At 64.1% G+C, this 11270-nt stretch carries 11 protein-coding genes and 1 pseudogene; 6 read left to right on the top strand and 6 right to left on the bottom strand.

Translation table 11 applies throughout. The annotated features are described in order from the left end of the window. Positions 1 to 436, bottom strand: a pseudogene (locus MKK63_RS08225) (transposase); the annotation flags it as partial. Positions 437 to 552: 116 nt separating this feature from the next. Here MKK63_RS08225 and MKK63_RS08220 point away from each other — a divergent pair. Together MKK63_RS08220 and MKK63_RS08215 are read left to right on the top strand one after the other, a co-directional pair. Next, positions 553 to 864 (top strand): hypothetical protein, encoded by a 312-nt coding sequence (locus MKK63_RS08220; RefSeq protein ID WP_244000504.1) that lies wholly within the window; start codon positions 553 to 555, stop codon positions 862 to 864. 90 nt (positions 865 to 954) lie between these two features. Then, entirely contained in the window at positions 955 to 1203 is a 249-nt protein-coding gene (locus MKK63_RS08215; protein ID WP_244000502.1) for a hypothetical protein, read from the top strand. Between the two features lie 260 nt (positions 1204 to 1463). On the opposite strand, the gene MKK63_RS08210 is transcribed toward MKK63_RS08215, so the two are convergent. Together MKK63_RS08210 and MKK63_RS08205 are read right to left on the bottom strand one after the other, a co-directional pair. Then, entirely contained in the window at positions 1464 to 1886 is a 423-nt protein-coding gene (locus tag MKK63_RS08210; RefSeq protein ID WP_244000500.1) for a hypothetical protein, read from the bottom strand. A 650-nt stretch (positions 1887 to 2536) separates the two neighbouring features. Continuing rightward, positions 2537 to 3010, bottom strand: coding sequence for a MucR family transcriptional regulator (locus MKK63_RS08205; RefSeq protein WP_244000498.1), 474 nt, complete (start codon positions 3008 to 3010; stop codon positions 2537 to 2539). A gap of 316 nt (positions 3011 to 3326) precedes the next feature. Between MKK63_RS08205 and MKK63_RS08200 the strand changes: the two genes are divergently transcribed. Further along, the gene (locus tag MKK63_RS08200; protein ID WP_244000495.1) at positions 3327 to 5015 is read left to right on the top strand and encodes a methyl-accepting chemotaxis protein; all 1689 of its coding nucleotides are present in this window, start codon (positions 3327 to 3329) and stop codon (positions 5013 to 5015) included. A gap of 7 nt (positions 5016 to 5022) precedes the next feature. After that, entirely contained in the window at positions 5023 to 5301 is a 279-nt protein-coding gene (locus MKK63_RS08195; protein WP_244000493.1) for a hypothetical protein, read from the top strand. 133 nt (positions 5302 to 5434) lie between these two features. Here the strand turns inward: MKK63_RS08195 and MKK63_RS08190 are convergent, their stop codons facing one another. Further along, positions 5435 to 5590, bottom strand: coding sequence for a hypothetical protein (locus tag MKK63_RS08190; protein ID WP_244000491.1), 156 nt, complete (start codon positions 5588 to 5590; stop codon positions 5435 to 5437). A gap of 91 nt (positions 5591 to 5681) precedes the next feature. Between MKK63_RS08190 and MKK63_RS08185 the strand changes: the two genes are divergently transcribed. Beyond that, on the top strand, positions 5682 to 9350 hold the full coding sequence (locus tag MKK63_RS08185; RefSeq protein ID WP_244000489.1) for a PAS domain S-box protein: 3669 nt from the start codon (positions 5682 to 5684) through the stop codon (positions 9348 to 9350). Positions 9351 to 9442: 92 nt separating this feature from the next. On the opposite strand, the gene MKK63_RS08180 is transcribed toward MKK63_RS08185, so the two are convergent. Both MKK63_RS08180 and MKK63_RS08175 read right to left on the bottom strand, forming a co-directional pair. Then, on the bottom strand, positions 9443 to 9955 hold the full coding sequence (locus MKK63_RS08180) for a hypothetical protein (RefSeq protein ID WP_244000487.1): 513 nt from the start codon (positions 9953 to 9955) through the stop codon (positions 9443 to 9445). A 7-nt stretch (positions 9956 to 9962) separates the two neighbouring features. Further along, positions 9963 to 10205 (bottom strand): hypothetical protein, encoded by a 243-nt coding sequence (locus tag MKK63_RS08175; RefSeq protein ID WP_244000485.1) that lies wholly within the window; start codon positions 10203 to 10205, stop codon positions 9963 to 9965. Between the two features lie 389 nt (positions 10206 to 10594). On the opposite strand from MKK63_RS08175, the gene MKK63_RS08170 reads away from it, so the two are divergent. Continuing rightward, the gene (locus tag MKK63_RS08170; protein ID WP_244000483.1) at positions 10595 to 11119 is read left to right on the top strand and encodes a DUF2059 domain-containing protein; all 525 of its coding nucleotides are present in this window, start codon (positions 10595 to 10597) and stop codon (positions 11117 to 11119) included. The last annotated feature ends 151 nt before the right edge of the window (positions 11120 to 11270 follow it).

Below are 11270 nucleotides of genomic sequence, written 5' to 3'. Positions count from 1 at the left end.
AACGCCACGAGATCGGCCGTCAGCGCCTCTTCGTCGTCGCGGCCCCGCGGCACCTTGCGCTGTGTCGAGCGATGCTGACCGAGTGCCCGACAGGCACCACGCTCGGAGACGTTCATCGTCAGCATGATGTGTTCGACACAGGCGCGTCGGCGCGCGGGGCTCAGAAGTTTCCCCGGGACGCCTCCTGTAGGATCAGCTTGTCGAGGGTGAGATCGGCAATTGCCTTCCGGAGACGGGTATTCTCGGTCTCCAGATCCTTCATCCGGCGAACCTGATCCGACTTCAGGCCGCCAAACTCACGCCGCCACCGGTAGTACGTCACCGAACTCACACCGAGCGCGCGGATTGCATCGGCCACGCTCTGGCCCTGTGAGATCAGCACATCCGCCTGCCGTAGCTTGGCAACGATCTCCTCAGGCTTCGGGTGTTTTGCCATCTTGTCCGTCCTCCTAGCTCAAAAGCCATACCAAAGGGCGGACCACTTCAATGGGGGCTGATCAGGCGCCTCAATGGGTAGCACGGCGCAGCAGGGCGTTTTCGGGTTAGGTGGTGTTGTCGGGCAAGGTCCTGCCGTTCCGGGGCAGGTCTTCTGCCGCGCCGGATGTCGCCACCCTCTCGGGTAAGCCGACCGCGCTGGACGGGTCACAGGGTCAGCAGGAGGACGCAAGCCCCTACGGCGGCATCGCCAGCGCGTTGAAGAGCATCGCGGGCGGGCAGCAGAAGCAGGGACAGAAGGCGGCAAGCGGCGGTGGCATGGCGGCCCCGAAGATGGATGGCCATTCGATGTCGCTGCAGCAGGCCCGACAGCAGTTCGATGCCAGCAGGTTCTACTCAATGCTGCCGCGGGCCGGGCGGACGGGATGACGATCCTACAGGAGGTCGGACGGGTGGACTCATGGAGCAAATGCACCAACAGAGCTAAGCTCGGCGGCGACTCAATGGCTCGGTGCCTGCATGCCGCTCTACGATTTCACGCTCGGCCACCTCGGCGGCCAGTCATCATTCCAGCGGCCAGGAGTTAAGGCGCTTGACCTCGATCAAGCCGTTCAGGAAGCAATGGCGTGGGCTAAGAATACCCGCCGTCTTGAGAGTGTATCCAGCGACATGTCTAATTGGCCGCTCGTTGTGAAGGCAGGGGATGCCACGGACGGACACGCGATTGGGGCGCTGCTATTTGAGATGAAGGACGTGCGGCCCGACTGAGTACGGTGGGTGGCGAGGCTGGTGTCGAGATGCATCGCGGCAGCCTTGTCTGCAACCCTTCGCTAACCAGCCTTGACCACCGCCGCTCAACCTTTACGTGGGATTGTTCGAAGCGGCGCGCGACACGGTGAAAGCTCGCAAGGGCTGAGATCTGCCGGCCGTAGGACGATGGACGCTTTACCGCCCCATCGGTTCGCAATGTGGGGTTACCTGGCAGGCCCCACCGCGCTGGGCTTGGCGGGCGGCTTACGGGCCGCCCGTCACAGCCGACGATCCGCTCTCCGCAGCACCAAGGGACTGTTGAGATAGCGCAGCATGGGCTTCGCATCGATCCGGTAGAATGCCGTCAGCCACATGTCGCAGCGTGACCCCGATAGCTTCACGACAGCTCTAAAGGTCCGGTTCGTCCGAGCGAAGGTGTAGATAGCTCCTACAGACCTCGACGGCGGCTCCTCGGCGACCAAGGTACCGTGCGCTAGGATCTCCGGTGTCCATGTCAGATCGATATACGTGATCTCGGGATGCCGCTGCCGGATCTTCACCAGCGACTCCCGCGACAGGTAAACGTTGTGTAGCCTAGCGCCGAGGTGTGCGCGCCCTTCCTCCGGCATCTGGCCGACGACGACCGAAGCCTCAGGCGGCGACATGAGCAGGGCGTGGATTTGATAGGCTTCTGCTGGCACCCCTATGATGAACCAGGGCGCGTGAAGTGAGTCAATCGCTTCGCCAGTTGCCCGGCTCTGTGAGCGCCGTTACAGCCCGGCCATGCCCGAAAAGCTACACGACCTCCTTGAGCGCCTCAAGACGCAGCAACGCATGCTCATCTTGGCGATGGCCGAGCATAGCGGTCTGCCAGCCGGGAGCATGCTGCGCCAGGTCGCTGAGCTTGAGAACGTCATCGCGGCCGTCGAGGCCGTGGCGGCGGAGGAGGCGGACCGAAGGCGGCGGCCTTAATGGCTGCGCGAACCGATGCCCCAGCTGACTCACGGTAAGCCACGGCAGCGAGCGGTAAGGGGCGGTAGCTGACGGCAGCGCTACGGCAAGAAGCACGGTAGCGGGATGGGTATCACACCACACGCACTGAAGGTGCGCACGTGATCATCGCGACTGCGCCGGCGAGGCCGCACCTGGGCGTTGCGAGACGGTATCCCGGTGCTGCTCTGCCGGCGCGCGGCCGGAGCCGATCGCTGAGGGTATGGTGGCGCGGGGTGGTTAATGGATCCTGTGCGTCTGAAGGGTTATCAGCGGACTTGCTGCGGCAAGCCAGGGCCGTGTTCGATCTAGCGTAAACGTTCGGCCGGGCTGGCGGAACACCACCGGAGATCGGGGACTTTCAGGCTGCTTTGCGACCCGCTCTGACGGACGCATCGTGGGACGATGCCATCTCGGAAGCGTATGCTCTGCTGATCCCGATGGCCTTCGAGATCGCGGTTCGCCGCTCGCTGTAGGCCGGTGCAGTCATCGGGTAATCGAGCGGCAAGCCGTAGCGTTCGCGGTAGGTAGCCGGAGTGAGGCCATGGCGGCTGAGGTGCCGTTTGAGCATTTTATAGACACGGCCGTCGAGAAAGCTCTTGATCCCATCGCGGCCCAGCGAATTGCGGATCTCACTCGCGCTGGGCTTCTGCGTGATCGCAGGCAGCGACCCTGACGCTTGACGTGAGAGCCGCGACAGATCGGCGTGCACACTAGCGAGGAGCGCGGGAAGCTCGGCCGTGCTCACATGATTGTTCGAGACGTAGGCCGCGACGATTTCGCTGGCCGTGCCCAATAGGTTCGGCGAACGGGCCATCCTGTCGACATACGGCATAGCTTGCGTCATAGGTTGCATTAACGATATTGCACAATCATTGGTTGCAAATATTAACAGGGCGTTACGTCGGAGCGGATCGAGACGATTACCGATCCGGCCGCTTTCACAATCAAGAGGCAGATCGCCTGACGTGAAGCCAGTCTAGAGAACTCTTATTCATCAGCATTCGCCTACAAGGTACTCACCTGCCTCACTTCACGCCTATACCGATGAAACCAATGAAGTTTTTGGATCTATTAACCATTCGCGGCTAGGTCGGAATATCAGCGGCTGCACGCATTGCTCGATCGCCGGCCGCTCTATGGGGTTGGCCGTGTCATTTCAGTCCATGTCCATTCGCAGCAAGCTCATCGCTGCTTTCTCGGTGCTTCTTCTGTTTCTAGGTGGGCTGAGCACGGTCGGGCTATGGAGTGCCTCGACGATCAATGGTTCGCTTCTGGACGTCGAGACGAACTGGCTTCCGAGCGTCAGGACCGCAAGTCAAGTAGACGCTTTGACGGGGCGTTATGTGACGAGCATGCTGCGTCATATCCTGTCCACCGATGCGCAGATGCTCGCCAGCATTGATAAAGATCTGTCGGAGCGCGGTGATAAACTCGAACAAGCGACAAAAGCCTACGAAGCTCTCATCAGCTCGCCCCAGGAACGTGCACTCTACGAAACTTTTGTACGTGAATGGCGCACCTTCGCAGCAGTCGTGAAGCCAATCCTCGCTATGTCTCACATGGGCGAGAAAGCTCAGGCTCTGACCTTATACGAAACCAAGGGTGTCACGCCCCGTCGCGATGCCTCTGCGGCGCTCGACAAGATCATCAAGCTCAATCAAGACGGGGCGCAGCAGGCTGCGGCCGACAGTAAAGCTACCTACGATGGAACGCGGCTGATGCTGGTTGGTGCTGGTCTCGCTGCTGTCGTTCTAGCTATCACGCTGGCCGCTACGATTATCCTGGGCATCTCCCGCGGCATCGGTTCGGTCGTTCGCCCGATGCAGTCTCTCGCTGCTGGCGACCTCACCGCGACCATCCCGTATCAGGGGGCCAAGACGGAGATCGGTACGATCGCGGACGCCGTTCAGGTGTTCAAGGTCGGGCTGATCCGCATGAAGGCGCTGGAAGATGAGACGGCCCAGGCACGCTTGGCCGCCGAGGAGCAGCGCAAGACCGGGATGCGCCAGATGGCCGACGGCTTCGAGGCCGCGGTCGGTGGCATCATCGGCATGGTGTCGTCCTCCGCGACCGAGTTGCAGGCGACAGCACAGACCATGACGGCCACGGCGACAGAGACCGCCAGTCAGTCGACCACGGTGGCCGCGGCCGCTGAAGAAGCCGCCAGCAACGTCAACACCGTGGCCGCCGCCGCCGAGGAGCTGGGCTCATCGGTGCAGGAGATCAGCCGGCAGGTCGCCGGCTCGGCCGAGCTTGCACAGCGTGCCGTGCACGAGGCTGACCAGACCGGTAGCCTCGTGCAGGAGTTGAGTGCCGCCGTGTCCCGGATCGGCGACGTGGTCGGGCTGATCTCGACCATCGCTGGGCAGACCAACCTGCTGGCCCTGAACGCCACGATCGAAGCAGCGCGCGCTGGGGCCGCTGGCAAGGGCTTCGCCGTGGTGGCCTCTGAGGTGAAGGCGCTGGCCGAGCAAACAGCCAAGGCGACGAATGAGATTTCGGGGCAGATCGCACAGATCCAGGCCTCGACCGGACAGGCGGTCACGTCGATCGCTGGGATCACCGGGCGGATCCGCGAGATCAACGGGGTGGCGGCCTCGATCGCGGCGGCCGTCGAGCAGCAGGGCGCGGCCACCCAGGAGATCGTCAGGAACGTCAGCCAGGCAGCCCAGGGCACGGGCGAGGTGACGCACAACATCACAGGTGTGGCGGGGGCAGCCGAGGAGACCGGTGCGGCAGCGAGCCAAGTGCTGGGGGCGGCGTCCGAGCTTTCACGCCAGTCCGAGCATCTCACCGCCGAGGTCGGCCGCTTCCTCGCAACCGTGCGCGCGGCGTGAGGTCACGATGAGCCTCGTTGAACCCCATTCCATCGTTCCGTTTGGCGAGGTTCAGGGCCTCACAGCGGCCCTGGCCGGCGCCTTCGCTGAGGGCGTCGATCTTGAGCCCCGCGCGGCACAGATCCGTGCCCTGGGGGAGTCACTTGCAGCGATGATCGAGGCGTTGCGACCCAAGCTTGCTGGCCTCGGCGAGCGACTGCAGATCGATGGTATGGAGTTGGATCTGGCGCAGCTCGCCCGCATGGCGAAGGCCGCTTGCACCTACGGCATAGGAGGGGCTGATTGAGGTTACTGGTTGCGTCGATAGGCCGTGGGCCGGCGCTCGCGATCTCCAGTCGCGCCGCGCTGCACCGACCCTCATGCAACGGCCCGGCCTAGGCTTCACGGGCGGTACGCAGGAAACGCCTATCGTCGTCAGCTCACCGGCGGCTGAGGGCCGTCCATTGCGTGGTGACGGACTCGTCAGCCGGCATGTAGGCGCCCACGATGGCGCCCTTCCGGCTCACGACGCAGATCATTGTCGCCTCGCGCACCTCGTACATCATCGGCCGCTCGTAGGTGATGTGGAACAACACATTCGCGTCCTCGCATGCGCGTCTCGACGCTCTCTATCACCTGTTTAACCATACTATGCTCTCGTCCGCGCGAGCGACCGAGGGGGAGTGTGTGCCGATCCTGGGCCCAAAGCATAATTCGATGAGGTTCGGACCGGGCACGTTCGCTCGGTCGATCGCCGTCGTCATCGGCCTCGGCATCCCGGCGTTCGTCACGCATACGGTGCTGGCTCATCGCAACCGCGAACTTACAGACGCCGAGCAGCAGGTCACCAACACGACCCTAGCCTCGAAGCATTACGCCACGCGCATGGTTGAAGTGGCAGATGATCGCCTTCGGACCGTCGCCACGTTCGTCGGAGAACGCTTGCGGGATCTGAACCCACAAGCGTTACATCGCACGTTGCGTGAGCAATATGCCCGGTCGAGCGGGATCAGCAACATCGTCGTCATCGACCGGAACGGCAATGCCATCGCCGAAGCCGCGGCTTTTCCGACACGACATCTCAACGTCGCTGATCGCGACTACTTCCAGACCCTGCGCGATCAGCCGAGAAAAGATCTTGTGGTCGGTAAGCCCGTCATGGGCAGCCTCGTCGGCAAACTCGTTCTGCCGATCGCGCGACGCATCGACAATCCGGATGGCACCTTCGCCGGCATCGTCCAAGTCGTGCTCGACGCCGGAGCGTTTCAAGCCGTCTACGACGCGATCGACAACGGCCCTGGCGCTCTGATCAATCTCTGGCGTGCGGACGGCACCCTGCTCGTGCGCTCGCCTCACGCACCGGAGTTCGTCGGCCGGAACTTCGCCGACAGCGACAATTACCGCCGCCACGTCCTCACCAGGGACAACAAGCCGTTCTGGGCACCGGGCATCACGGACGGCGTCGAGCGAGTCATCGCGCTCGGCTACCTCGATGACTATCCGTTGTACGTCAGTGCCACGTTGCGTCAGGATAAGGTCCTCGCCTCCTGGCGAAGCATGTCAATTGAGGAAGGCGTGCTCGGTGGTGGCCTGACGATCATTCTTGTCACGGCGCTCATGCTGCTGGCCCGCGAGACCGAGCGTCGTCAGATAGCGGATGCGGGTATCCGCACCAGCGAGGCGCGTTACCGGCTTTTGGCTGAGAACAGCACGGACATCATCGTTTGGTGCGGGCTCGATACGACGCGCCGATACGTCTCGCCCGCCGCAGCGACCATACTCGGCCACGCGCCGGAGGATCTGATCGGTACGCGTCCGCTCGACTTCGTCCATCCCGATGACGTCGCGGACTACGCTAGCACCCTCGACGACCTGACGAGCGGACGCGTAGAGCGCACCATGACCCGTCAGCGCTATAGGCGCTCGGACGGCTCGTGGATCTGGTTGGAGATCTCGTTCAGCCTCACACATGATCCGGTCACTGGTGCAGCGCACGGCTACGTCGCGACTTTGCGTGATGTTGGCCAACGCAAGGCCGTCGAAGATGCGCTGCGCGCCAGCGAGGCGCGCATTCGCGCCCTGACGGATGCACTCCCGCAGCTCGTCTGGATCATGTCGGTCGAGACCGGCGAGGCGACTTACGTCAATCAGCGCTTTGAGGAGTACTACGGCTCGATCGGCAGTGCGCGCATAGAGCGACTGGCCCGAAATCATCCGGACGATGCCGATCGCATGGCCCGGCTCTGGGTGGAAGCGCGGGAGCGGCAGGAAGGCTACGAGGTAGAGGGCCGCCTACAGCGCCACGACGGCGTCTACCGTTGGCACAAGCTGATGATGGTGCCGATCCGCGAGGGTGATGCCGTGTTCGCCATGCTCGGCACCGCCCTTGATATCGACGAGATCGTGGTTGCCCGCCGTAAGGTGGAGGAAGCCAGCAGTCTGTTGCTGCTCGCCCAGCAGGCTGCAAATGCCGGAACGTGGTATCTGGACCTCGCCACCACCCGCATCGACTGGTCGCCCGGCAGCGCGCGCCTGCACGGCATCGAGACGACCTCCGATCACAGCTTGGATACCGAGGCGTGGCTCAAACTGGTTGACCGGGGCGACGGTGAGCGTGCGCTCGACGTGGTCGCGGCCGCGGCGAAGGCGGGCGAAGCATTCGCGGTCGAGTTCCGGGTGCCGCAGGCGGATGGAAGCGTGCGCTGGATCAGCAGCGTCGGAAGGGGTGTGCCAGAACCCGATGAGCAGGTCCGGCGGATACTGGGACTGAACCTGGACGTGACGGGCCGTAAGGCTGCGGAAGCAGCACTTCTCGCGGCCAGCGCCGCGGCGGATGTCGCTCGCGCCGAGGCCGAACGCGCGAGCGCGGCTAAGACCGAGTTCCTGGCCTCGATGTCTCACGAGATCAGGACGCCGCTGAACGCGGTGATCGGCTACAGCGGCCTGTTGCTCGACGAGCATGACCTCGCGGCGTCGGCGCGCCTACATGCCGAGCGCATCCGCTCGGCGGGATCGGCACTGCTGACCGTCGTCAACGACGTGCTTGATTTCTCGAAGATCGAGGCGGGGCAGATTGAGATCGCGACGCGGTCCTTCGCGCTGGGTAAGCTGATTGACGAGGTGCTCGCGATGGTGCGCGGCCCGGCCGAGGCGAAGGGGCTGGCCGTCAACGTCTCTCTCGCACCGGGCCTGCCGGACTGGCTACTCGGCGACAGGGACCGTCTCACTCAGGTGCTGCTCAACCTGCTTGGCAATGCCTGCAAATTCACGCGGATGGGCTGGGTCGGCCTCCACGTGAGTACCGACAGGTCGGTAAGCGGGACTGCACGCCTACGCTTCAGTATCACGGATACCGGGATCGGCATCCCCGCGGACCGGCGTGATCGGCTGTTCCAGCGCTTCTCTCAAGCGGATGGTTCGATCAGTCGGGATTTTGGCGGCACGGGGCTCGGTCTGGCGATCTGCAAGACGCTGGTGGAGTTGATGGGTGGCACCATTGGTTTCGACAGCGCGGCCGGTCACGGCTCGACGTTCTGGTTCGAGATCACGTTGCCGGTTTCGATGCCGAAGGCCGAACCTGAGGCGGCAGTCAAACCGGCCACCGTTCACACAGGTAGACGGCTGCTGCTCGCCGACGATGTCGCGCTGAACCGGGAGTTGGCCAGCACCATCCTAACCCGAGCGGGACACGTGGTAGATGTGGTCGGCGATGGCGCAGCGGCGGTCGCCGCAGCCCGGGCGAAACCCTACGACTTGATCCTGATGGACGTGCACATGCCCGTGCTCGACGGGGTTGCCGCCACACGCCAGATCCGCGCCCTGGAAGATGCGGTGTCGCGGGTACCGATCGTGGCCATGACAGCGAACGTCTTGCCGGAACAGGTTGAGAGTTTCTTGGCCGCCGGTATGGACGCACACGTCGGCAAGCCGTTTCGCGCCGACGATCTGCTCGGTGTGATCGACCGGTTGACAGTGTCGAATGACACATCGCCGTCCGCCACATCCGTCATTGATACGACGGTTGTCGATGAGATGGTGGCGACGGTCGGGCGTGCACGCGTCGATCGGATGCTGGCGATGCTGGCCGAGGAACTCACGGAACGCTTCGAGCTCACCTCGGCGCCTGATCGGCAGCGACTCGCACACGATGCTCACGCGATGATCTCCGCGGCTGGTGCACTAGGGTTTGCCGGGCTGGCGCAAGCCTGTCGCGAAGTCGAGACAGCATGCGCCGCCGGCGGGGACTACGAGCCGATGCTGGCAACCCTGCGGGCTATCAGTGCCAGTGCGGTGGCGGAGATCAGAGCCTCCGGTAGTCGACCCGCTACCTGCCTAGATGCCGCCTCTGGCGCGTAGACCAAAAGCTTAAAGTCGAGCGACCGAAGAGGACGGAACCCTTCCCAACGTAGACGTCCGCGGCGTTCGTCATACCGATCAGCCGCAGACCGTCACCGCATGGCTCGGCCAGTCCTACCGCCCGCGAGAATTCTCATAGGGTCGCTTCGGTCGAGGTCGCTCGCTGCCCCTCGGCAGCCCTCCTTCGGTGCCGTATCCACAACCTGTATCTGTGGATCTCCCTTATCCGTGGGATGCAGCGTTTTGCACCCTATGCTGCCCAAGAGCGCCGGGGCCGCGGACCGCCCTCCCCGCCGGAGCCATTGCAGCCACTCCCGACTGATGATCCGCACCACGTTCGGGTCGGACTTCCGGCCCTGGTGACGGCGCTCCTGAATGGTCAGCAGCCCGTCGCCCTCGGCCAGCCGGATCGCGGCCTGTGCCAGCCGGCGGCAGACACCGGCCCGGGCGGCGATGGCGTCGATGCACAGACCGCAGGCGCCGTTGCGGGCCATCTCGTCGCCTACGACCCGCAGCACCGCGAGCTGCCCAGTAGTGAACCTGCTGGCGAGCGCGGGCGGCATCGGGCCCGAGCACGCCAGCCGACGGCGACGCTCAATAGCCACGGATCGCTCAGGAGCCCGCTGGAGGCGCTTGGGCGGGAACAGCGTCACACCGGCCGAGCGGAATGCCGACGGGCGCCACAGCCTCGCGGATCGCGCTGCGGCGGGTGTGCAGAGCCTCAGCTAGCCCCTGGGCCTCCGAGTCGGTGACGGTCTCGGCGGCGTGAGCCTGCCAGATGGATCGCGACAGGCTGTCGAGTTGCGCGAGCGTGCGCGCCTCCTCAATCGCCGACCGCATGGTGGCGTGAAACATCGTTCCCGGTCCCTCACGGGCCGCGGCTAGGGTCCAGGCAAAGCCTTCCCGTTGACGGAAACAGGTTCCGTCTTGACTCCCGAGGGAGGTCATGGCTTGTGAGGAGCATCGTCTGCGGCCTCACATGGCCTCTGGGTTTTCAGCAGCCTCTTCCTTGCCGGGAAGGGGCTGTTGGCTTTTCAGGGTCTATCTCGCGGCGATGGTCTCCTGAATGGCGGCCACGACTCGCCAGGGCGGGTCCGGCCGTAACGGTCCATGTCGGCCGGGCGGCACGGTTAAGTCAACGTTGGCATCCCAGTGGTCGACATCGATCCGGCCAACGCTATGGTGCTGCGACGTGCGGACGGCGATGGAGCCGGGTCGCGTCACCAACGCGAGCCAGCCTGCTGATGCGCTTCTCAACCGTTTTCGTCTGCCTGTCTGTCGGCGCCATGTTGCCTTGCGCCGCCATAGCTCAACCGGCTGCCACAGCCGCGCCGGACCCGGCTCTGGTGAAGGTCGCACGTGAGACGGTCGCGCAGATGCAAGGCGATCGCGCTGCGACGCTCAGCGCCATGGCTGGACCCATGGTCGGTATGATGCAGCAGATCGGCATCAAGGAGCCCAATAAGGCCCAGGTGCTGGTGCAGGAAGTCGTGATGCCGACCCTGACGGCACACTATGACGAACTCCTCGACATCCAGGCCCGCGGCTTCGCTACGGTGCTCGGTAAGGACGACCTTCAGGCGATCGCGGCGTTCTACGCCACCCCCACCGGCAAGCGCCTTGCAGCCGCCCAACCACAGCTCGCTCAGATCCAGCTCACCGGCATGCAGCAGTGGATGCAGGGGGTAGCTCCTGAGATGCAGAGCAAAATCGTCAAAGCGGTCCAAGCGCATGGATGGACGCCGGGCGGACAGGCAAAGCCGCGCTAAGCACGGGTGATCAACGTCAGGGAATGATCAGCGCGACCATGCCGGCCGGACCTTCGACTCTCGCGGACCTGCGCAAGGCGGGCATCATCACGAGCCAGGAGGTCGTAGCAGCCATCGACCTCTACTTGCGGGACCTGGCGGCTGGGCCCTA

It is taken from the genome of Methylobacterium sp. J-088, from assembly GCF_022829295.1.
Taxonomy (GTDB): domain Bacteria; phylum Pseudomonadota; class Alphaproteobacteria; order Rhizobiales; family Beijerinckiaceae; genus Methylobacterium.
Note: the sequence above shows the minus strand (reverse complement) of the source record. Positions and strands in the feature narration are given on the sequence as shown.